The sequence below is a fragment of the Devosia sp. SL43 genome (assembly GCF_021729885.1).
Lineage (GTDB): Bacteria > Pseudomonadota > Alphaproteobacteria > Rhizobiales > Devosiaceae > Devosia.
Genome location: NZ_CP063401.1, coordinates 44,169 through 67,114, shown reverse-complemented (window position 1 = coordinate 67,114; position 22,946 = coordinate 44,169). Strand labels below are relative to the sequence as shown.

Here is a 22,946-nt window from a genome sequence, read left to right as displayed (position 1 = left end):
CGGCGGCAACGCGATGTTTACCTAAACCAGGTAACGTCGGGTTAACCGCAAGGATGGGGCACCTTGCTGGATTTGTAGAAGGCGCCTGCCGGCGGGACGAACCCGCGACAGACGCTGCGTACCAGCAGGACGGCAGATGAAGCAGAGCTTTCGGGCAAGCGTCATCGCAGCGGTTTTGGGACTGGCGAGCTTTGCCCCCCTCTTCCTTGCGACGGCCAATGACGGGATCGATACGGTGACGACAGGCGCGGTGCAGCCCAGCGTCAGCATGCCTGTGGCCGATGCCAAGGGGTCGGCCGCGTTTCGGACCGCGTTGCAGACCCTTATCGGCGGCGATCCTGTTGCGGCCTATGACCTGGCCAGCGGCCTGCCCAATGCGGTGGAACGGCGGGCGGTGCAGTGGGCGGCGATCTATTTCAACGGCGGCAAGATCGACTATCAGTCGGTCGAACGGTTTGCGGCGGATGCACCGGGCTTTGCGCCCGATGGCACCTATCGCACCCGTATCGAGCAAGCCCTGACCGCTGGTGAGCCTGACGACGCGACCGTGATAGGCACCCTGGGAAGCGCACCTCCGGAGACGATCGATGGACAAATCGCGCTGGCGGCGGCCTATCTCAGCACCGGCGAGACGGACAAGGCGACCCAACTTGCCCGCAGCCTATGGATAGACAACTTCCTGACTGAAACACTGGAACAGACGGTACTGGCCAAACTGGGCTCGCTGCTGGATCGCGAGACGCATTGGCAGCGCGCCATGCACCTGATGATGCATGATCGGGCGCGCGGCAGTGAGCGGCTGGTCGAGTTCCTCAGTCCTGAACAGGTGTCGCTGGTGGTGGCCCGTGCGGCGGTGTCGCGCGATGCCGACAATGCCAAGGCGCTGCTCGATGCGGTCGATCCCAGTATGCAGGACAATCCGGTCTTTATCTTCTCGCGGGCTCAGCGGGCACGGCAGTTCGAGTTGTGGCAGAGCGCGGTCGACTGGCTGGCCAAGGCGCCGGACGAAGCGCCGGACATGGCGGAGTGGTGGTATGAGCGGCGAACGCTGGTGCGGAGGCTGCTCGATGTCGGCCAGCCCGGCCTGGCCTATCAGGCGGCGGCCGGCTACACGCATGGCCCCGAAGGTCGACTGGTGGAGGCGCATTTCCATGCCGGGTGGATCGCACTCTCCTTCCTGAAGGATGCGGCGGCGGCCAAGACGCATTTCGAGGCCATGCTGCCGCATTCGACGCTGGCCGACAGTGTAACGCAGGCCAACTACTGGCTGGCGCGGGCCAATCTGGCGCTTGGCGACCAGGCCGGAGCGCAGGCGGCGTTCGAAGCGGCGGCAAAGCTGGGCACCGTCTATTATGGACAATTGGCCCGGGCCGAACTGGGCCAGGCGGGCGTCGATATCCGTCCTCTGCCCGACTGGCAGGCGAGCCAGACGCTGTTTGACAGCAACGAGATTGTGCGTGCCGTGCGGCTGCTGGCGGCCAATGGTCAGCGCGACATGGCCGTGCCCCTGCTTCGGCACTATGGCAATGGCCTGCAGAGCGGGCCCGAGTTGCTGCTGGCGGCACGGCTGGCGCAGGAGATTGGCGCACATTATCTGGCAATCGGCATTGCCAACACCGCCGATCAGCGCGGCACGCCGCTGGATTTGTTCAGCTTTCCCAAGGATGGCGTGCCTGCTGATGCGCAACTGGCGACGGACCGCGCTGCGGTCTACGCCATCGCGCGGCAGGAATCGATGTTCCAGGTGGATGCAGTGTCGTCGGCGGGGGCGCGCGGCCTGATGCAGTTGATGCCGGGCACGGCCAGAGACGTGGCGCGGGACGTGGGCATCGACTATTCGCCTAGCCGCCTGGTGAGCGACGCGGCCTATAATGCGCTGCTGGGATCGACTTATCTCGCCACTCAGTTGAAGCGCTACGACGGATCGCTGGTGCTGGCGGCCGCCGCATACAATGCCGGGCCGGGCAACGCCAACAAATGGATCGCGGCTTATGGTGACCCACGGGCCAGCAATGTGGATCCTGTGATCTGGGTCGAGCTGATCCCGTTCCAGGAGACGCGGCTCTATGTGAAGCGCGTGCTGGGCAATTACCTGGTCTATCGCGAGCGATTGGGCGACAGCCGGATCACCCTGCAACAGGCGCTGCGGACGATCCAATAGTCATCGCTGTTAACGGACAACGGAGATAAGCACTGTCGCGTAACTGCCCCGGTGCTAGAAGACTTTGCGTTGTTCGTCACCAAGGTGCCCATGCCTCGCCAGAGAACCGTTCCGGCCGATCATCCGGCCTTTGCCAACCTGCCGGTCAGCCAGGTGACCTTGGCGGGTGGGTTGCGCGCTGCAGTGCATGTTGCCGGCCGGCTTTCGAGCCGCAGGCTGCCAGTGATCTGCATCCCCGGCTATCAGCGCAATATGAGCGATTTCACGGAGTTCGCCGGTTACTTCCGCCGCATGGGCGGGGGCGAGTGGCCGGTGGTGTTGATCGACCTGCCGGGCCGTGGTCGCGCCGACAATCGGGCACGGGCCGAGGACTATGGTTCGCTCGCCGACGCGCGCGATGTAGCGTCGATCATCATGGCGCTGGGGATCGACCGGGCCATCATGCTCGGACAAGGGCAAGGTGGACAGGTGGCGATGGCCCTGGCTGCGATGCATCCCCTGCTCTTTGCCGGCACAGTCCTGCTCGATTCCGGGCCGGTGACGGATTCGCGGGGCATCGTGCGGTTGCGCAACAATCTGGCCCATGTGGAGGCGCTGCGCGGCACCAAGGCGGTAACAGCGGGTTTCCGGCGCATTCTCGGGGGCGATTATCCGGGGCTTCCGGATGACAGGCTCGACGAGCTGATGGGCCGCAGCCACGCCATCGACAAACGCGGACGGCCGCAGCCGCTCTATGATCCGCGTCTCGTTGCCGCCTTGGCCGACATCAATTTCGACGACGTGCTGATGGCGCAATGGCCGCTGTTTGACGCATTGACCTGCGCGCCGCTGATGCTGATGCGGACGCAACTGACGGACCAACTGCGGCGCGAGACGTTCGATGAAATGACGCGTCGGCGGCCCGATGCGGTGGCGCTCACGATCGCTGGTCAGGGCTCGCCCGCGCTGTTCGATCAGCGTGAGGAGATCGAGGCGGTGGCGGAGTTCGTCATCAGCACGAGCACCAAGTTGCTGGGGCGCGCTGCCTAGGCGCCGACCTTCGCCTTAGTGAGCTCAGTTGCCTGCTCCACCCATTGCTCGCGGCGGATGCGGCCTTTGAAGGCCAGTTGGCTATCGACCCAATCGATATTGGATTTGGTCCAGGCCGCAATCTGGTCGAGGTGATAGATGCCGAGACCATTGAGCGACGCCTCGATCTTGGGGCCGATGCCCTTGATCTGCTTAAGATTATCGGCCTGGCCGCCACGTGGCGCGTCGAGTGCCGGCGGCCTTGGATCGGCGGGTTGGCGCTTTGGCTTGGGGGCCGGCTTGGGCTTTGGTTCTGGCTTGGGGAGGGTCGGCCTCGTCTCGACAGGCTCGTGTGCTGCGGCCAGGCGGGCGGCGGGCGTGCGAGGCGGTTTGGGCGTGGGCGAAAAAGCCGCAGGAGGCGCGGTGACAATCGGAGCGGCGACAACGGTGGGCTGCCGCGTCCCGCGCCCAGCGTGAAGGATACGATGCACCCCATAGCCCAGGATGCAGCCGGCCAGATAGGCAACCAGCAGCAGCAAGGCGGTCTCGGCGATATGAACAACGCTGGTCACGCTGGCACGCTCACGCCTTGGGTGGCGGGTTAAAGCTGCGCCAGCCGACGGCAAGGCCGATCACCGCAGCCGCAGCCAAGTATGGCCAATAGTAGCCCATCAGAAACGTTAGGGAGTGCCAACTCATCGCGCTATCCCGCCGGCAGGCCTCCTATCAATAATGGTCATCGGTCACCGTCACGACGATGCGACGGTTGAGACGCTTGCCGGCGCTGGTGTCGTTATCGGCAATCGGGGTGGATTCGCCATAGCCGACGGCATAGAGCCGCGCGGCGGTCACGCCACGTTCGATCAAAGCGTTGACGACCGCCTCGGCGCGGGCGACCGACAGGGCCATGTTGAGCTGTTCGTCGCCATCGGCATCGGTGTGGCCCTCGACATGAACCACGGCGTCAGGGCACGCGCCCAGGTCGACGGCCAGTTCATCGAGCGCCGGTTCGGATTCAGCGGCGATGATGGCCGCTCCGGACTGGAACAGGATGGCGTTGCGGGCCGAAAATTCGGCAAGCGGCGCCAGGCAGGCGGAAATGTCCGCCTTGGCTGGTGGTGCCGAACTTGGCTCAGGCGTCGGCGAGGCCGTGGGCTCGGGCACGGGTGGCGGCACGTCGATGCTGGTGCTCCAGATTGCGGCACTATCGGCGCCGATCGCGGCAACTATGGCATCCCGGGTAGCGGCATCGGCGGCGGTACCACTGAGGGTCCAGGCGCCGGCGGCGAAATCGAGCTGGCCCTGGCTGAGTTGCAGCAAGGCTCGGAGGCCGATTTCGGCGCTGGGCAGGAAGCCTGCCGGCGCCCCTTGCGCCAGGGTGACGGCAACGATGTCACCCTTGGTGATGGCGGCGAAGTAGCGCAGAGCCGGATCGGCGGGCACCTGGCCGCTGAGGATCATTGCGCCATCGGCGGAGCGTGTTGCCGAGAAGGCGTAAGCCGGGTCAATGACTGGTTCGGCGGGCGCTTCGGGTTCAGCAGGCTCAACCGCAGGCTCCTCCGTGGCCAGCGGCTCAGCGGAAGCGACAGGCTCTTCTGCCGTGACCGGCTCCTCCGCAACTGGTGGCTCTTCGGCCACCGTGGGTTCGGGCGGAGGGCTCATCAGGGTCAGCTGCCAGGCGTCAGCCGGCGTTGTTGCGGTAGCAAGAGCGGCATCAATCGTGGCGGAGTCGGCCACGCTGCTCAACGCGCCGTCGATGCTCCATTGCGTGCCATCAAAGCGCGCGGAGCCTTCACTGAGTGCTGCCAGTGCGTCGATGGCCGCGAGGACGTCCTCGGCAAAGCCGGCAGGCGCTGTTGGATCGACAGTTGTCTGGTCGATGACGCCATCCCCTGCCCGCACGGCGACGAAGCGCTGCAGCGCATCGGCGGGAATGAGACCGGTCAGCGTGACTACGCCATCGGCGGCCTTGGTTGCAGACCAAACATAGGGCACGGTCGCAACGGGCACTGGGTCAGGCGCGCTGACGTCGATGGACCATGTGGCAGTGTCGGTGGCGGCAGCCAAGGTGGCCAGTGTGGCATCGCGGGCTTCGGCGGTGGTCGCAACACCGGTCAGGGACCAGGTGGTTCCGTCATACGATGCAGTGGCCTGGTAGAGCGCCAGCACAGCATCGAGGGCAGCGGTTGCGGCGGCGACAAAATCGGCTGGGGCACCAGTGGCCAGTGCAGTCGTGTCGTTGACACCGTCGCCGCTATGCACGGCAAGGAACCGCTGCAGGGCCGCGGTTGGCACATGGCCGGCCAGGGTCACGGCGCCATCGCTGCGGGTTGCGGACCAGTTATAGGGCGAGGCTTCGGGAATAACCGGAGCCGGCTCGGCGACAGCCATCGACCAGCCAGCGGAGGCCAGCTGGCGCGTCACGAAATCGGCTTCAAGAGCGCCTTTGTCGATGGGCGTCCTGGCAGTGCCGGTTACCAGCCAGCCGCTGCCGTCGAAGCTGATCCGGCCATCGCCAAGCCATTGCAGCAAGGCGAGGCCTGTTTGTGCGGAAGCGACGAAATTGATCGGTTCGCCTGAGGCATAGGTCAGGGTTTCGGAGGCGCCTGTCCCTGCTGCGGCAAGCAGCGTCGCAGCAGCATCCGGATTGGGGGCGAAGCCGGAAAGGACGACCTTGCCGGATGCGTCCTTGGACGCGGTCCACTCATAGGTGCTGGCGCGTGGCGCCAGGATTTCGGCGCGGGCCAAGACCAGACCCTGGGGAGCGGAGCCGGCGACGGTGGACAGCAAGGCCTTGTACTCCGCAGCAGAACTGGCGACACCAGTCAGCGTCACGATATTGTCGCGGAGGGCGAAGCGGCCCTCGCTCATCTGGCCGAGGGCCGCCAGGCCGAAATCGACGGCCGACTGGTAGCGCTCAGGGGCACCGCGACCGAGCTTCAGCCAAGTGATATCGGCGCCAGGACGTTCGCCGAGGGCCGCACGCGTTGCTTCGTCGGGGGCGTATCCGTCGAACACCATGAGACCACCAGGCTGCAGCGTGGCGCTGACCCAGTAATCCTCAATGCGCGGCGGATCCAGGACGATGATCGAGCCGGCTGCGCCGAGTTCGGTCACGATGGCCTGGGCGACTTCGGCAGTAGGCGGCGCGCCGGTCAGCGTGCTTTCGCCATCGGTGATGGTGGCCGAACCGTATTCAAGACGTGCAAGCTGTTCGATAAGCTTTTGAGAAAGCTCGGCAAATCCAGCAGGTTCGCCGGAGCCCAGCGCCAGACCGGTCGCGACCGGCAGACCGGCGACTTCGGCGGTGCGGAAGCGCTCGACGAGCGTTTCATCCGGGACGAAACCGGTGACATCGATGCGTTTGCCGTCTGAGGTGGCGCTCCACTGATAGGGTGAAACGAGCGCCGGCGTGATTGCGACCTCCCCGAGTGTCACTCCAGCCGGGGCCCCTGCCCGCATGACGATGAGCAGGTCGCGGAAATCGCGCTCGGATTTGGCTCGGCCAGTGAGATTGACGGTCAGATCGTCGATCGCGACCTGGCCCTGATCAAGATATTTCAGCTGCGCGAGGGCGAATTCGGCACCCGATGTCCAGGCCTGCCGGTCGGGCATGCCGGAGCGCAGTTCGAGATTGCCTTGCTTGAGACCAGCGACGTCAAGCAGATGCTGGCGGGTGGTTTCATCGGGCACCCCACCGTCGAGCGAAACGATGCCATTTTCGAGGCTGGCTTCCAGACGATAGGGCGATGCAACCGGCGCCAGGGTGACTTTGGTCGTGACGCTGCGAATTCCCGGGAGGTCGCCGAGACGATGTGCCAGCGTGTCGACCAGGGCCTGATCGGTGGTGGTACCGGACAGGGTGATATCACGCATGTCGAACGAGAGTTCGGCCCAATGGTACCCGCCGCGCTGCGCCGCCTCGGTGCTTCGTGCCGCCAGATTGTCGGTGATGTCAGTCGAGGTCATCGCCAGACACAGCGTCGTTCCGCCCAGGACTGTGGCCAGTCCTGGCACGATCCACTTAAGGAGATCCCTGATCATTCCGATTCCAGTGAGAAGCCCGCAATTGCAGCAACGCTAGAGCATTTTAGGGCGAGAGGGAACGAAAATAGGGGCGCTAAGCGGTTGTCGGCAAAGGCGCTTTTGGCGGTGACCAAACCGTACCCGCGTGCACCGGCCAGATTACGGAGAATCATGGCGTCGGCATTGCGGCTCTTGAAAGCAGAAAGGCCCGGCGTGGGCCGGGCCTTTCCGTATTACAGAACGATCGAATATTATTCGAAGGTCTTGGCAGCCTTGAAAGTGACCTTGTAGGCCTCTTCGCTGTTGACTTCGCCCTTGATGGACGAGGTGAAACCGCCACCCGGAGCCCATGCCAGTTCGGCAGCGCCGTAGTACACGCTTTCGCCATGGTGGAAGGTGATTTCGTCGCCGAAATAACCACCGACTTCAGCCGTGATCTTGATGGTTTCGGTCACAGCAGCAACGAGCTGAGCAGCAACCTGGTAGGTGTCGCCAACGCCAGCGTTCGAGGTGAAGTAACGTGCGCCGAGGTTGATCGAGACGCCTTCGGTGACGGTTGCACCGATGGAGCCGCCAACACCGTAGTCGGTCACGCCAGGGTTCTCGTTGGCAACTTCGCCCGAGAGAGCAATCTTGAACATGTCAAAAGTGCCTTCAGCGGAGACCAGTGCGTGCACAACGTCGGTGCCGCCGAACTTGAAGTTATCCCAGTACGAGACAGCGCCACGAACCTTGAACGCGTCGAAGGTGCCGGTGGCACCAGCGTGGATGGCCCAGGACTCAACGTTGCCGTCGAGGATACCGAAGGCGATACCGGTGACGTGAGCGGTCAGGTTTTCACCAGCGTAGCTCAGAACACCAACCAGCGAGCCCATGAAGGCCGGAACAACACCAGCAACCGCGCTGTCGGAGTTCAGGTCTTCGAGAGCGATACCGGCGCTAACGCCGTTGCCGAGATCGGAAACGACCTGGATCACGTGACCACCGATACCGGTGTAGTCGCCGTCAATGCCAACGCCCTTGCCGTCGATGGCATCGGAGTTAAACAGACCGAGGAAGTTGAAGGGCTCGTCGTCGCCCAGGTTCGCGATCGAACCCTTCTTACCAGCCATGATGACAGTGGTGTCACCGATCTGGACGTAGGCTTCGTCAAGCTGCAGGCCGTCGAAGTTACCGTCGCTGTCGACGGTGGTCACGGCACCCGAACGATTAACGCGGGTGAGATCGGTTTCCTTGATCACGATAACAGCTTTGGCCGGACCGAAGTCGGACGAAGCGGTGCCAACGAACTTCAGCCAGGCTTCAACCTTGCTGTTCCAGTCGGTCGGGTCATCGCCAACGGAGATCACGCGGTCGCCGTCATAGGTGTGAGCGATGTCGTCTTCGGTGCGGAAATCGCCCCAGTTGAATTCATACGAAACGCCGCCCGAGATCTGCAGGCAGTTGGTGTCGGACGAGATGGTCAGGCCCGACAGGCCCAGCTCGTCGCAAACGTCCAGCGAGGTGAGGACGCCGAGATCGGCAGCGAAGCCAGCGGTCGAGAGACCGGCAGCAGCAACAGAACCGAGGATAAGGCTCTTGAGTTTCATTAGTTGACCTCCAAAGTCAGTCATTCTTGGTGCCGGTTGCCCAGCAGGTTTGTCGTAACGCGACCACACTATTCGTGGTGCAGTGTGTTGCCGTCGCGCTGCGACCGACAAACGATCCCATGCATGGATTCGCAAGACCCACTCTACGCATGCCGGGAAATGACGCAATCTCGCAAAAGCCGTTTTGGCAGGGCGGCAATATGGTTGCGAACCGGATGTTGCAGATTCAGCACACAGATGGAAACCACCTGTTAACCCGGCTAAACGAAGCGTTAAATTCCGCGGGTTTTGAAGGGTTTAGCACGTTCGACCACCAGCTGAGGCCGGTATTTTGGCCGATGAGGCGCTGAACACAAGCGCAGCAGTCTGTGGCATCAATGTGCACAGAATCGGAACCGGTACGGTTGCAAGCGGCCGCAGTGCCACAATTGGAGGAAGCATGAGCAAGAGTGGAAAAGTCGCGGTCGTCACAGGCGGCGGTTCAGGAATCGGCAAGGCAGCCGCGCTGGGTTTTGCCCAGGCTGGCTATGACGTGGCCATCTGCGGTCGACGGATCGAAGCGCTTGAGCCGGTACGACGTGAGATCAACGGCTATGCCGGCGCCTGCGACGTAACCGACCCCAATGCGGTCGCGCACTTCTTTGCGGGGGTGAAGGAGAGATATGGCCGTATCGACGTGGTGTTCAACAATGCCGGCCGGTTCGCGCCGGCGGTCTCGTTCGGCGATCTGGATGTGCTGACCTGGCAGGAGATGATCAACACCAATCTCAATGGCGCCTTCTATGTGGCGCGCGAAGCGTTCCGTGCGATGCGTGATCAGACACCGCAGGGCGGGCGGATCATCAACAACGGATCGATCTCCGCCCATGCGCCCCGTCCAGGCGCGGCATCATATACGACGTCCAAGCATGCGATCACCGGGTTGACCAAGGCGATCTCGCTGGACGGGCGCGCTTTCAGCATTGCCTGCGGACAGATCGACATCGGCAATGCGGCGACCGACATGACCAGCACAATGAATACCGGGTCGCTGCAGGCCAATGGCACCATGATGCCCGAACCGACTTTCGACACCAGGCATGTGGTCGATGCGTTGCTTTATATGTCGGCGCTGCCGCTGGTGGCCAACGTGCAGTTCATGACGGTGATGGCGACCAACATGCCCTATATCGGGCGCGGGTAGACTCAGGCCCGGAAGACTTCGGCGCCATCGATCCAGGTGGCGCGCACTTTCCGATCATCGGACAGATGCACGAAGCTGGCGCAGGCCTCGCTCCCGAGATGGCCGTGGGTGGATTGAATGCCCATGGCCTCGGCGGGATAAAGTGAGGCCATGCGCACCGCCTCGCCCACATCTAGCCCGATCCGGTCCACCATGAAGTTGACGGCGTCGATCATGTCGAGATCGGCGCCGGCCAGCGTGCCGTCGTCAAGCCGAAGTGCGCCTTCACTACGGGTGACGGTGCGGCCATTGAGCGAGAACGATTGCAGGTCGGTGCCGGTCTGCGACATGGAATCGGTAACGAGGAATATCCTGCCATCACCAAGCTTGGCGCGCAGGGCGCTGCCGATAGTGGCTGGGTGGACGTGGATGCCGTCGGCGATGAGCCCGGCAAAGACTTCCGATCGATCGAGAACAGCGCCGACGACGCCGGGATCACGATTGCCCAGTTGGCTCATGGCGTTGAAGAGGTGGGTCGCCATGGTCGCGCCGGCGGCGAAGGCACCGGAGGCGAGGTCGTATGAGGCATCGGAATGTCCGATGCTGACGACGATGCCAGCGGCCGAGAGAGCGGCAATCTGGGTGGCAGCCACAGTTTCAGGGGCAACCGTGCAGATCAGATTGGGCAGGTCTGCCTTGGCGGCGATGATTCGCGCCAAATCGGCAGCGTCCATGGGACGGATAAGCGCCGGGTCGTGCGTGCCCTTGCGGGCGATCGAGAGGTGCGGACCTTCGAGGTGCAGGCCGATGAAGCCCGGGACACGATCGTTCCAGGCCGCGACGCCGGCAGCTATCGCGGCGATATTGATGTCGACCGTGTCGGTGATGAGGGTTGGCAATAGCGCGGTCGTGCCGAATTGGGCATGGGCAGAGCAGATGGTGCGGATGGCTTGCAGCGACGAATCGTTGTTGAACAGCACGCCACCGCCGCCATTGACCTGGAGGTCGATGAAACCGGGCACGACCATGCCGCCATCGAGGGTAACGAGGCGGGCATTGGCCGGCACCTGGCCGCCCGCGACAATGCCGGCGACATAGCCGAACTCGATCAGCAGCGCGGCATCATCATGCCAGTCCTGCCCATCGAAGATGCGGGCGCCGGAAATGGCGAGAAGGTCGCTCATACTGTCTCGGTGACTTTCTTGAGGGCCTTGGGCACGTCAGGATTGAATCCGCGATGGCGCGAAAGCGCTTCGACGAAGCCGTAGAAGGAGACAATCAGCGCCAGCGGATCGGTGAGAGGATGACCCGTGGGCGCGAAAGGAAGAGCCTTGGCAGCGCCGGGACGGGTGCTGGTCAGAAACGCCAGGGCGCCTTGGCCTGCCAGCTTGTGGGCCATGTCGGCGACCGAGGCCTCAGCAGCATCGCGGGCGGCGAGGCCCAGCACGGGATAGCCGGGTGTGACGATGGCGACAGGGCCATGCATCACCTCGGCGGCGCTGTAGGACTCTGCCTGGATGTTACAGGTTTCCTTGAACTTGAGCGCTGCTTCGTTGGCGATGGCAAAGCCCGGCCCGCGTCCAAGCACATAGAGAGCGCTGTGCCCGTCCAGCGCGCCAATCATCTCGGACCAGTCGCAGGCCACCGCTTTGGCGAGCGAGGTCGGCAGGTCGCTGATGGCGGCGCCGAGCGCTTCGTCGCCGCTCCAGCGGGCGATGAGAGAGAGGCCGGCGACGACTGATGTCGCGAAGGTCTTGGTGGCGGCGACGCTTTGTTCGAGGCCGGCATGCAGATCGATGGTGAAGTCGGAGGCTTCGGCGAGGGGCGAGTCGGCAGTGTTGGTGATGGCGATGGAGATGGCGCCGGAGCGACGGGCCGACTGGGCCATGCCAACGATGTCAGGCGACTTGCCGGACTGCGAGATGGCAATCGCGGCGCTGCGCGCTAGCTTGAGGTCCTTGCCATAGATCGAGGCAATGGATGGGCCGATGGACGCGACGGGCAGGCCGAGCGTCAGTTCGATGGCGTATTTCAGATAAGAGCAGGCGTGGTCGGACGACCCACGGGCGACGGTGGCGACCATGAGCGGATCGCGATCGCGCAGCGCCGCTGCAGCGGCATCAAGAACGGGACCGCTCTTGTCGAGGAAGTTGGCAACGACGCCGGGGATGGCATCGACTTCCTGGCGCATGAAGGTCTGGGTGCTGAGCGAACCCTCGACGCGGTCAGTCTGGGAGAGGCCAGTGGTATTTCCCATGTTAGTGACTTCCTGCAGACGATGTTTCGACAGCCATTTTTATGTTTCCGTTCTCGTCCGTAACGCACTCGCCCCCGCCGGCCATCCAGTTACCGGTCAAACCCAACGCGCTGGGATTCGCCAAAGCATTCCTGCCCAACTTGAGCAGAGAACTGCGACACATGACTTCGGCTGCTTGAGCACTGGGGAGTTGCAAGGATACGCGGACTACTTTTCTCGGCCGCGGCCCGTCGACGATCTTCTCGTAGAACAGATCCACGTCGAAGGTCACGGGCTGGGCACTTACCGGTCCAGCCAGGGTGGCAAGCGTTAAGCCGCCAAGCAGGTAAACGATTGCGCGATTCGTTCTCATGTCTTCCCGCTTCCATTGCCGGAAGGGTCGCCAAGGCGCAGTTCGGCGACGAAGTCATAGGTGTCGCCCCGATAGATGGAGCGGGTGAATTCGATGACGCGCCCGGACGCCAGATAAGAGGTGCGCTCGATGTTAAGCCCGGCCGAGCCAACGGCGACCTGCAACAGGTGCGCGTCTTCCTCTTCAAGATTGGCGGCGCGGATGCGCTGGATGGCACGGATCGGGCGGTTGCCGGATTTGTCGAGATGCTTGTAGAGCGAGTCGCCAATGGATGCCGGATCTGGCAGTACGCGGACCGAGAGGCTGGCGCGCTCGATGGCGAGCGGCGTATCGCCAGTCAGGCGCAGGCGCGAAATGCGGGCGACCTGATCGCCAGCGGACAAGCCCAGAATGACTGTTTCTTCGGGAGATGGCAGATAAAGGCCACGATCAAGCCATTCGGCGCGCACGGCCATACCGCGACGCGCCATGTCTTCGGTGAAGGATGTAAGTTGGGAGAGCGACTGCTCGACGCGCTGCGTCTGGGGGGCGACAAACGTGCCCGAGCCATGGCGCTGCACCAGGACGCCGTCCTTGACCAGTTGCAGCACGGCCTTGCGAACGGTAACGCGGGAGACATCGACCCTGGTCGCCAGATCGCGCTCGGAGGGCAGCGCGTCACCGGGATTGATTGCGCCACGGTGAATGGCATCTTCGATCCAGCGTTTCAGCTGCAGATAAAGCGGGCCGCCGGACGGCAGGACAATGGGGCCATCGGCGAAGAAACTGTTGGACAGATCGGTCACAATGCCCCCCTCACCTGCTGGCGCGCGCTTTTCCGATGCATATCACTAAATGTCAGTGGTTTCGCCAAGCCTGCCCCCTCTACCAACATAATACCAATAAAATACCATTCACCAAGCCCCAAATCACGGTTCTGCACGATCGACGCATCAGGCTGCGTTTGTTGAGCTTTTCGCGACCGCGACGGCTGCACCGCCGATCAACGCCACGGGTCCAGCTGGACAAGTGGTATGTTTTTGGCATTATTGCCATCACTGGAGAATGGCATGAGCGCAACGCAAACCGAGATGACCCACGCCCGCGCGAAGGGCTTCGACATGCTGCCGTCGCAGGAAGCGTTGACGATTCTGGCCACCGCGCAGGCCGAGGCCGCCGAGGCGGTGCAGCAGGCCGTTCCCGAGATCGCGGCGGGAGCCGAACTGGCCGCGCAATGCCTGATGGCCGGTGGTCGGCTGATCTATGCGGCGGCCGGCAGTTCCGGGCTGATGGCCCTGGCCGATGCGCTCGAATTGCCCGGTACCTATGGCATTGGGCGCGACAGGATCAAGGTGTTGCTGGCGGGCGGGATTGCCGGACTGACCGAGATGGTGGGCGGCCCGGAGGATGATGCCGATGCGGCGCAGGCGGAGATGGCGGCCATTGGCGTTGGCCCCAGCGATTGCGTCATCGCACTGACCGCCAGCGGCTACACGCCCTACCCCATGGCGGCGGTGGAAGCCGCACGGGCAGCGGGGGCAAAGACCATAGGCATATCCAACAATCGCGGCGCGCCGCTGTTCGAGCGGGTGGACGTGGCCATCTGCCTGCCCACGCCGCCGGAAGTGATTGCCGGCTCAACGCGGATGGGCGCCGGAACGGCGCAGAAGATCGCGCTCAACATGCTCTCGACCATGATGGCGATCCATCTGGGGCATGTGCATGACGGCTACATGGTCAACCTGATCGCCGACAATCTCAAGCTGCGCGGACGCGCCAAGCGGATCGTGATGGCGGTGAGCGACGTGCCTGAAGACAAGGCGGTCGATGCGCTGGTGCAGGCCGGTGGCGCAGTGAAGACGGCGATCCTGCTGGCGGTGGGGGCCGAGGGGGTTGCCGAAGCCGAACGGCTGCTTGCCGACAACCAGAACCGTCTGCGCCCTGCCTTGCGAGCGCTGGGCCGATAGCGGCAGACGACAAGAAAGTTTCAGCGGCGTGTCGAAACGCGTTAGTCCCGTTCGTTGGGTAGATGAAACTGCCAACCCAAAGGACTGAGCAAATGACCAACGCACTTCCCACCCAAGACACCGACCGCGACCTCGTGCTGACGCGCGTGCTGAATGCGCCGCGGGACAAGGTTTTCCAGTGTTGGACGCAGCCGGAACTGATCAAGCAGTGGTTTGCGCCCAAGCCGTGGAGCACGCCCAAGGTTGACATCGACCTGCGTCCGGGCGGCGCCAGCGTCATCACCATGGCGGACGAGAATGGCACCGAATATCCCAATCCGGGCCAGTATCTCGAAATTGTGCCCAACGAAAGGCTGGTGTTTACCGACGCCTTCGTGGGCGACTGGGCGCCGTCGGGCAAACCATTCTTTACCGGCATCATCACGCTTGAGGACGCCGGCGCGGGCAAGACCAAGTACACGGCCGTGGCGCGTCATTGGACTGCCGAGGACGCCGCCAATCACAAGCAGATGGGATTTCACGAAGGCTGGGGTATCTGCGCCGGCCAACTTGAGGCGCTGGCCGCGACGCTCTGAGCCGCGTTACAGCTGTCATCATATTGAGTTAGTCAGGCTAGGGCGTCCCTGTGACATCCCGCCTCCATTTGCCGGCAGCGGAATAAACGTTTCGTCAGTGCCGACGAGTTTTGGCGAGTGGGACCAAGGGAGCCGACCGATCTAGCCGTCGGCCTCCAGCGTCAATGAGAATCAGTCAGCTTTGTGACTATCGACCGGTCGGCGCACTGGGTGACACCGGTAGCCGTGATGCGACGGGTTTCTTGGAAAATCTGTGTTCGCTGATGGTCAGTTAGGCTGTCATATTCAATTTTGATCCGATGTCACAATCGACCGCCGGAGAGCCTCTGGCCCGGTGTTACATGACTGTCGCAAACCTGTGATTTGTACCCCGCAGTCGCAGCTCCCTCGGGGGCGGGTTTCCGCTTGCATAATTGCCCAGCCGGTAGTTTGTTGAGGGAGGTCGACGACAGATCGATGAAACCGGGGGCGGAATTGACCGTCTGCGGAACATCCGTTCCAAGAACGGACTTCAGGGAGAACACAAATGAAACGGCGCGATTTTATGCTCGCCGCCGGCACCGCTGCCGGCGCTCTCATGCTGCCCCGCATGTCCTTCGGTGCTGAAGGCGTGATCGACGTCTATTTCTCTTCGGACCAGAACGTCATCGACTTCTGGACCAATGTGGTGAAGCCGAAATTCGAGGCTGCCAATGCCGGCATTACACTGAACCTGGTCGATGGTGGCGACGGTGCCGGCGTTGCGGCCATTGCAGACCGCGCGCTTGCCGCGCTGGCTGGCGGACAAGACCCGCAGGCCGATCTGCTGGAAGGCTTCGACACCCGGGTAACGGTCGATGGTATTGCCAAGGGTCTCTATGTCGACTTCGAGACGGCGGGCCTCAGCAACTATTCCAAGATCAACCCGCTGGCCTTCGACATTCCGACCAACCTGCCCTATCGCGGCTCGCAGGTTCTGCTGGCCTATGACACCACCAAGCTCGATCCGGCCAACGCGCCCAAGACCTTTGCCGACTTGATTGCCTGGATCAAGGCTAATCCTGGCCAGTTCATCTACAACCGTCCCAACAAGGGCGGTTCGGGTGGCAACTTCGTCCGTCGCGCGATCTACGAGGCGAACGGCAAGGACCCAGCCAAGTTCAAGGTGGACAACTACACTGCTGATGCCGGCGAAGCGATGTTGACGCCAGCCTTCGACATGTTGCTGGACCTGGCACCATCTCTGTTCGATGGTGGCGCCTATACCTCGGGCAATACCCAGTCGATCCAGCTGCTGGGCCAGTCGGCCGTGACGATGATTCCGGCTTGGTCGGACCAGGCCCTGTCGGCCATCGCCCAGGGTGTTCTACCGGAAACCACTGGTCTGGTTCAGTTGCAGGATCTCGGCCTGCCGGGCGGCTTTACCAAGCTGGGCGTGCTCAGCAATGGCGCGAACAAGGATGCGGCGCTCAAGCTGGCCGACTTCCTGCTGAGCGAGGAAATCCAGTCGGCCGTGTTGACCGAACTGGGCGGCTTCCCCGGCGTCTCGTGGGACCACGTGTCTGCCGAACTGCGTGAAAAGTTTGCCGACCTGATCCCGCAGACCATCCCGAACTTCCCCAGCGGCGATTGGGAAAAGGCTATCAACGACGGCTGGTATCGCGCTGTGGCGCCAAACGTGGACCCGGCTTCGTGACCACCGAAACTGCGGGCGCCTTGCCGCCCGTTCCCCAAGCACGCAGGAGGCCTGTTGGCCTCCTGCTCGTCGCCGCGCCCGTATTACTGGTGGTCTGGCTGATCATCTGGCCGATCATTTCGGCGGTGATCCAGACCGTTTGGGTGCCGACGCCGGAGGGCAACGCGTTCTCGGTAGAGACCTACCAGTTCTTCTTTTCCGACGGCTATAGCCTCTCGAACCTATCGATGACCCTGTGGACAACAGGGGTTTGCGCCATACTGCTGCTGCTCGTATGCCTGCCGATCGCGCTCTACCTCCGCTTTTCGGACAGCCGCGTCGCCGGCTACGTGCAGAGCCTCGCCATCTTCCCGATGTTCGTGCCGTCGATCATTCTCAGCTTCGCGTTTATCCGCGTGCTGGGTCCGAACGGCACCGTCGATCTCGTGCTCAACTCGGTCGGCATGCCCAAGATCCGCTCGCCCTATCTCACACCCTGGGGGCCGGTGATCGGCCTGGTATGGGACAATATTCCGCTGACCGTGCTGATCCTGCTGTCGGGCCTGGGCAGTATCTCCAACCAGGCAATCGAGGCGGCACGCGATGTCGGCGCCGGCAAATTTGCGGTGCTGTGGCATATCATCCTGCCGCGGCTCTCCAATTCCATCCTGGTGGCGATTTCGTTCGCCGTGCTCGGCATCTTCTCGGCCTTCACCCTGCCCTATGTGCTGGGTCCGGCGGCGCCGGAAATGATGGGACCCTTCATGCAGCGCACGTTCCGCGAGTTGTTCGAGCCTCGAACCGCCATCACGCAAGCGGTGATCACGTTCGCCTTCTGCATTCTGTTCGGTCTCTTCTATGTGCGCTCCGTCGCCAAGAATCAGGCGGCCTAGATGAGTACGCTTGTTCGCCGCCGCACTGACTGGACCGGTATCGCCTTCGCGACGGTGCTGACACTGGTCATCGTGGTACCGTTGCTGGTCGTGGGCACATGGGCCTTCACCAATGTATGGCGTTATCCCTCGCTCGTTCCGCAGGAATTCGGCCTTAGGTTCTGGAACCAGACGTTGGCGCGGGCCGACGTGTGGACCTCCATCACCATGAGCCTGACGCTGGCGGCGACGGTGACCGCGCTGTCGGCGATCATCTGCCTGCCGGCGGCCTATGCCTTTGCGCGGCTGGACTTTCCGGGGCGCAGTATCCTGTTCTTCTCGTTCCTCGCCGGGCATGCCTTCCCCAAATTCGGCCTCCTGGTGGCGATCGCCGGGATTTTCCTGCAGCTCAATCTCATCGGCACCTTCTGGGGCGTGGTGCTCATCCAGCTGGTTGGCACGCTGCTGTTCATGATCTGGATCCCGGTCGCGGCGTTCCAGGCGGTTGACCGCCGCATGGAAGAAGCGGCACGCGATGTCGGTGCCTCGCCGTTTAGGGTCTTCTGGTCGATCACCCTGCCGCAGGCCGGGCCGACCATCGCAGCGGCGATCCTGCTGAGCTTTGTGGGCACGTTCTACGAGACTGAGGGTGCCTGGCTGATCGGTGCGCCGCAGGTGCGGACGCTGCCGGTGCTGATGATCTCGTTCATCAACAACCAGCCGGTCATCCAGTATGGCGCGGTGCTGTCGGTGATCCTGTGGGTGCCCAGCTTCATCGCCCTGCTGTTCGCGCGCCGGGTGGTCAATTCCGGGTCTTTCGCCCGCGGCTTCGGGGGCTAGGAAAGTTCATGTCCGTTCTCAAGATCAAAGACGTTTCCAAGATTTTCCCCAACGGCACCAAGGCCGTCGACAGCTTCTCGCTCGATGTGGCGGATGGTGAACTGGTCTGCCTGCTGGGACCGTCCGGTTCGGGCAAGTCAACTTTGCTACGCATGGTGGGCGGGTTCGAGACGCCCAGTAGCGGGCTGATGACAATCGATGGCGAAGACATCACCCATGTTCCACCGGAGAAGCGGCCGACGGGCATGGTGTTCCAGAGCCATGCGCTGTGGACGCATATGAACGTGTTCAAGAACCTGGCCTTCGGCCTCAAGCTGCGCAAAGTTGCGCCGGACGAGATCAAGCGGCGGGTGGAAGGCGTGCTCGAGCTGGTGGGGCTCGGTGGCTATGGCACGCGCAGCGTCACCCAGCTTTCAGGTGGACAGCAGCAGCGGGTGGCGCTGGCGCGGTCGCTGGTGTTGGAGCCGAAAATCCTTCTGCTGGACGAGCCCTTTGCGAGTCTGGATCAGCACTTGCGTGAGAGACTTCGCGAGGAAGTGCGCGATATCCAGCAGCGGCTCAAGATTACCACTTTGTTCGTCACACATGGGCAGGATGAGGCTTTGTCGATGGCGGACCGCATCGTGGTGATGCGCGACGGCAAGACCGAGCAGATAGACCGGCCAGACGTCGTCTATCGCATGCCGCAGACGCCGTTCGTGGCTGGGTTCATCGGGACGATGAATCTGGTCGAGGGTGTCGTGGCCAATGGCATTTTCAGCAAGGCGGGGTATTCGACGCCGCTGCCGGTGAGCGACGGTCCAGCGACGCTGGCGATCCGCCCCGAAGCGCTCGACCTGGCCGTGGCAACCGATGGCGGCCAGGGCAAGGTGCATCGGGTGACCGATTATGGCACCCATGGGCTGGTCGACCTGGAACTGCTGGACGATACGCGCATCAAGGCGATGGTGTCCCACCCCGACCTGTTCCAGACCGGCCAGGGCGTCACGCTGGCGCCACGCGCCATTGCCGCCTATCGCGACAATGTGCTGATCCACCGGGCTTGATATGACCGATCCGATCTTCATCGAACGCCAGGGGCACCGCACCTGGCTCAAATGGCATCGTGCCAAGCGGCGGGCCAGCGATCCGGTTTTTACGCCGGGGCGTATACTGGAAGGCATGCGGATTGGTGCGAGCGTCGAGGTCGACCTCGTCGTACATGGCGACCGCGGCTACGCTGTGCTGCATGATCTGAGCGTCGAGCGCGAAACCACGGGAGCTGGCAAGGTCGCCGAGCTGACGGCGTCCGAGCTGCGCTCATTCTATCTGCGTGGTGAGGACGGCGTGCCGCTCGACGAGCATGTGATGTTGTTGGAAGACCTGGCCGACCTGCTGGAACAGGGCGGATTGCACCCGGATGCCCTGCTGCAGCTCGACTATAAGGAAGACTGGCGGGTGCTGGACCCCGTGGCCGTCGCGACCTTCAAGCGGGCGGTGGCGCCGGTTGCGCGGCACATGATCCTGTCGTCCGGCGATGCGGAATCGGTTCGGTTGCTGACCGATGGCGTTGACGGCCTCAAGATCGGCTATGACCCGTGTCACGACGGTGCGCTCGAGCGTCTACAGGTCTCGCAGGAGTTTGCCGGTTTTGTTCGGGACGCCGTGGCAGCATCGCCCAAGGCGGAAATGATCTACCTGGCCTATCCGCTGGTGTTGGGAGCGGACCGTGCGGGCTTCGACATCGTCGCGGCTTTCCATGCGGAAGGTCGGCGGATCGACGCCTATACGATCAAGGTTGCCGATGGGGTTTCGCGGCCTAATGTGCAGCGGTTGCTGGAGCTGCGCGTCGACCAGATCACCACCGACGATCCCGAGGGTCTGCTGGCGCTGATGGGATAGGACCTATTTCGGGTTCTTGCGCGGCACATCCTTGAGCTTGTCCAATAGATACGCATGCGTCGCCTTGTTGGCGACGATCAGCGTACCCGTGCGCTCGTAGACATCAGGCCCGCGCCCCCACCAGTCGGTGACGATGCCCCCAGCTTCCTGGACCAGTAGGATGCCGGCAGCGGTGTCGACGAAGCCGGTTTCCTCGTAGTAGCCGGTGAGCCGGCCCATGGCGACGTAGGCGCAGCTATTGGCGGCGCTACCGACGACGCGGACGGCCCCAATGGGGGCGCGGATGGCGTCCAGGCGCTCGTAGGAACCGGGATAGAGCTGCAGACCAGGCGTGGGCAGGCCGGTGCCGACGTTGAACAAGCCAATATCGGCCTGTTCGCTGACCCTCAGGCGCTCGCCGTTGAGGAAGGCGCCCTGCCCTGGAATGGCGGTGAACATCTCGTCGGCGGGTGGATTATAGAGCACGGCGCAGACCGTCTCGTTGCCGCGGCGGAGGGCCAGCGAGATGGTGTAGTGCATGCCGTTGATGAAATTAGTGGTGCCGTCGATCGGATCGACCAGCCAACGATGCTCATTGTCCTGGTCGACCGGGTCGAATTCCTCACCGGTGAAGCTCCAGTGGGGATAGCGCGCGAACAGGAAGCGACGGATCAGCAGCTCGCTTTCCTTGTCAGCCTCGGAGACGAAATCGGCTGGCCCCTTGATGCCGATTTCCAGCTCGCGGAAGCGCTTGAAATAGGACTGCGCCAGCGCACCGGCCTCGCGGGCGACGGTGACCATGTCGGCAAGTACGGCATCGTAGTTCATGATGGCCCCGCTATCTGAGTGGCTTGCGGGAGTGGCGGAGAGGATGGGAATCTACGCCTCCCAGCAAAATCAATGACTTAGACTGTCACAATCGGTCGGTTTTGTCACCTTTTGTGACTGACATTTTGTCATTGAGGATCCTTCTTGACCGAATCGTCGCGACGTGTCCATCCTTGGAGCGCTTCCGGACGGAAGCTGGAAATGAAACCTGGATTGGTTTCGATCATGAGATGTCACTGGACAGTGACGATGCAGCAAGCCCAATGGGTATGCTGGTTGACGCGATAGTTGCGGTCAATTGATCGAGGCCAGTCCGTATTCAAAGGACTGAACTGTGATTACCGACTCCCCCAAACTCATCATTCGTTTTGCTCTTGTTGCTGAACAACCGAACCCTCGCGACGAGGATCGGCTGAACGGCTCTGCCGCTGAAAACTCGATTGCCGGCATAAAGCGCTATACCGGCTTTGTGCGTGGCAAAGATCTGTATGCCCTGTTCGACCATGTGTCTCTTGAGGCTAACCCTCGCGCGGCAAAGGTAGGGGCGGTCGTCCGCGATATCATGGAGTCCCTCAGCAAGACTCCCGAGCTTTTCCCTTTCAAGTCCAAAGGCGTTCTGCTCGGCACTGCAGATTACGAACCGCTGCAGCGCAACCGCTTCGAGCTTACGTTCAATGATCCGGCCTCCGAAGGCGTTCTCGATGGTGGCCACAACATGCTCGCCATTGGCTTGCACATGTTGGCTGCGGTGACAGACGTCTCCAAAGTTCAGCTCTGGGAAGAGATGAAAGATCTTTGGGACGAGCACCGTGTTGCCCTCGAAAAAGTCAAAGAGAATTTCGACTTCTTGGTTCCGGTTGAGTTGCTGGTGCCTTCCGATGTTGAAGACGAGCATGCCGTAGCGGAGTTCGAGATGTCCGTTCTCGACATCTGCGCTGCTCGCAACAACAATGCGCAGCTCACTCAGGAAACCAAGTCAAACAAGCTTGGCTTCTATACCGAGATCCGCGATCGCCTGGATAAGGCTATTGCCGATCGGGTAGAGTGGAAAAGCAATGAGTGGGAAAGCAACGAAACCCGCCCTATCAAGGTCCGCGACCTGCTCGCGCTGGCTTGGATCCCTTTGAATTTTGCGAACGAGCAAAAGCTCCTGCCATTCGACATTTCCGTGTCGCCCCAGAATATCTACCGCAATAAAGGCGAGTGCTCGAAGCAGTTCGACAAGCTGATGGGGGACCCTGGCGTTTCCGTAAAGGTTGAAGGCCCGACCCACGAATTACAAAATGATGTCGTTGCGAGCGCCTTCGACATTCTCGCAGATCTGCCCAAGTTGTATGACCGGATCTATGCCGATTTCCCAGAAGCCTATAACTCGAACGGCTATCGCTTCGGCGGCAATAACATCGTCAAGTTGTATGACCCCGCCAAACGCGTTAACGCCAACGACAAAAGCGGTTTTGTCGTAACCCAGCCGAAGACGCCCTTTACCAATGAGCCGGTGTATTATCGCTATCCGGACGGCTTGATTATGCCACTCGTCTACGGCCTCAAAGGGCTATTGACGGTAAAAGACGGCGCTATCGAATGGGCGACCGATCCGTTCCTGTTTCTCGATGCGCACCTGCCTTCCATCGCTGGGGCCTACCGCCTGGTTCTGGATATGGCGCGTTTCGATCCGCAGAAGCTCTCGAAGAACCAAGCCAGCCATGAGTTTGCTGTTGGCGAATTTGAGAAAGCTCTGCTGAAGATCCAAGCTGGTCGGCGCGACGTTTTGGCCTAGCCAACGGTCTCTATAGCACAACGCCCCGGACTGGCG

Annotated in this window: 18 protein-coding genes; 11 read left to right on the top strand and 7 right to left on the bottom strand. The window is 62.3% G+C overall.

The window, feature by feature from the left end:
* Positions 1-136: 136 nt before the first annotated feature.
* Both IM737_RS00335 and IM737_RS00330 read left to right on the top strand, forming a co-directional pair.
* Positions 137-2,161, top strand: coding sequence for a lytic transglycosylase domain-containing protein (locus tag IM737_RS00335; RefSeq protein ID WP_236897434.1), 2,025 nt, complete (start codon positions 137-139; stop codon positions 2,159-2,161).
* Positions 2,162-2,251: 90 nt separating this feature from the next.
* A complete protein-coding gene (locus tag IM737_RS00330; RefSeq protein WP_236897432.1) occupies positions 2,252-3,190 on the top strand; it encodes an alpha/beta fold hydrolase in 939 nt (312 codons plus the stop codon).
* Here IM737_RS00330 and IM737_RS00325 read toward each other — a convergent pair.
* The 3 genes from IM737_RS00325 to IM737_RS00315 form a co-directional block, all read right to left on the bottom strand.
* Positions 3,187-3,741 (bottom strand): hypothetical protein, encoded by a 555-nt coding sequence (locus tag IM737_RS00325; RefSeq protein WP_236897430.1) that lies wholly within the window; start codon positions 3,739-3,741, stop codon positions 3,187-3,189. The two genes, IM737_RS00330 and IM737_RS00325, sit on opposite strands and share 4 nt — an antisense overlap.
* 154 nt (positions 3,742-3,895) lie before the next feature.
* Complete coding sequence (locus IM737_RS00320; RefSeq protein ID WP_236897428.1) at positions 3,896-7,213, bottom strand: OmpA family protein; 3,318 nt, start codon at positions 7,211-7,213, stop codon at positions 3,896-3,898.
* A 233-nt stretch (positions 7,214-7,446) separates the two neighbouring features.
* The gene (locus IM737_RS00315; RefSeq protein WP_236897426.1) at positions 7,447-8,784 is read right to left on the bottom strand and encodes a porin; all 1,338 of its coding nucleotides are present in this window, start codon (positions 8,782-8,784) and stop codon (positions 7,447-7,449) included.
* 439 nt (positions 8,785-9,223) lie between these two features.
* Between IM737_RS00315 and IM737_RS00310 the strand changes: the two genes are divergently transcribed.
* Positions 9,224-9,967: an SDR family oxidoreductase gene (locus IM737_RS00310; protein ID WP_236897424.1), complete on the top strand. Its 744-nt coding sequence runs from the start codon at positions 9,224-9,226 to the stop codon at positions 9,965-9,967.
* Between the two features lie 2 nt (positions 9,968-9,969).
* Here the strand turns inward: IM737_RS00310 and nagA are convergent, their stop codons facing one another.
* From nagA to IM737_RS00295, 3 genes are all read right to left on the bottom strand, one after another.
* Positions 9,970-11,130, bottom strand: coding sequence for an N-acetylglucosamine-6-phosphate deacetylase (gene nagA / locus IM737_RS00305; RefSeq protein WP_236897422.1), 1,161 nt, complete (start codon positions 11,128-11,130; stop codon positions 9,970-9,972).
* Positions 11,127-12,203, bottom strand: coding sequence for an SIS domain-containing protein (locus tag IM737_RS00300; protein ID WP_236897420.1), 1,077 nt, complete (start codon positions 12,201-12,203; stop codon positions 11,127-11,129). The genes nagA and IM737_RS00300 overlap by 4 nt, the downstream gene beginning before the upstream one ends.
* 348 nt (positions 12,204-12,551) lie before the next feature.
* A complete protein-coding gene (locus tag IM737_RS00295) occupies positions 12,552-13,340 on the bottom strand; it encodes a GntR family transcriptional regulator (RefSeq protein WP_236897418.1) in 789 nt (262 codons plus the stop codon).
* Positions 13,341-13,604: 264 nt separating this feature from the next.
* On the opposite strand from IM737_RS00295, the gene IM737_RS00290 reads away from it, so the two are divergent.
* From IM737_RS00290 to IM737_RS00260, 7 genes are all read left to right on the top strand, one after another.
* Positions 13,605-14,501, top strand: coding sequence for an N-acetylmuramic acid 6-phosphate etherase (locus tag IM737_RS00290; protein ID WP_236897416.1), 897 nt, complete (start codon positions 13,605-13,607; stop codon positions 14,499-14,501).
* A 92-nt stretch (positions 14,502-14,593) separates the two neighbouring features.
* Complete coding sequence (locus IM737_RS00285) at positions 14,594-15,076, top strand: SRPBCC family protein (protein ID WP_236897414.1); 483 nt, start codon at positions 14,594-14,596, stop codon at positions 15,074-15,076.
* Between the two features lie 526 nt (positions 15,077-15,602).
* Entirely contained in the window at positions 15,603-16,751 is a 1,149-nt protein-coding gene (locus IM737_RS00280) for an extracellular solute-binding protein (protein WP_236897412.1), read from the top strand.
* Positions 16,748-17,623, top strand: a complete 876-nt coding sequence (locus IM737_RS00275; RefSeq protein WP_236897410.1) for an ABC transporter permease — start codon at positions 16,748-16,750, stop codon at positions 17,621-17,623. Before IM737_RS00280 ends, IM737_RS00275 begins: the two co-directional genes overlap by 4 nt.
* Positions 17,624-18,442 (top strand): ABC transporter permease, encoded by an 819-nt coding sequence (locus IM737_RS00270; RefSeq protein WP_236897408.1) that lies wholly within the window; start codon positions 17,624-17,626, stop codon positions 18,440-18,442.
* Between the two features lie 8 nt (positions 18,443-18,450).
* Complete coding sequence (locus tag IM737_RS00265; RefSeq protein ID WP_236897406.1) at positions 18,451-19,488, top strand: ABC transporter ATP-binding protein; 1,038 nt, start codon at positions 18,451-18,453, stop codon at positions 19,486-19,488.
* Position 19,489: 1 nt separating this feature from the next.
* Positions 19,490-20,323 (top strand): glycerophosphodiester phosphodiesterase, encoded by an 834-nt coding sequence (locus tag IM737_RS00260; RefSeq protein ID WP_236897404.1) that lies wholly within the window; start codon positions 19,490-19,492, stop codon positions 20,321-20,323.
* Positions 20,324-20,326: 3 nt separating this feature from the next.
* Here the strand turns inward: IM737_RS00260 and IM737_RS00255 are convergent, their stop codons facing one another.
* On the bottom strand, positions 20,327-21,130 hold the full coding sequence (locus IM737_RS00255) for an inositol monophosphatase family protein (protein WP_236897402.1): 804 nt from the start codon (positions 21,128-21,130) through the stop codon (positions 20,327-20,329).
* A 334-nt stretch (positions 21,131-21,464) separates the two neighbouring features.
* On the opposite strand from IM737_RS00255, the gene IM737_RS00250 reads away from it, so the two are divergent.
* On the top strand, positions 21,465-22,910 hold the full coding sequence (locus IM737_RS00250; RefSeq protein WP_236897400.1) for a hypothetical protein: 1,446 nt from the start codon (positions 21,465-21,467) through the stop codon (positions 22,908-22,910).
* The last annotated feature ends 36 nt before the right edge of the window (positions 22,911-22,946 follow it).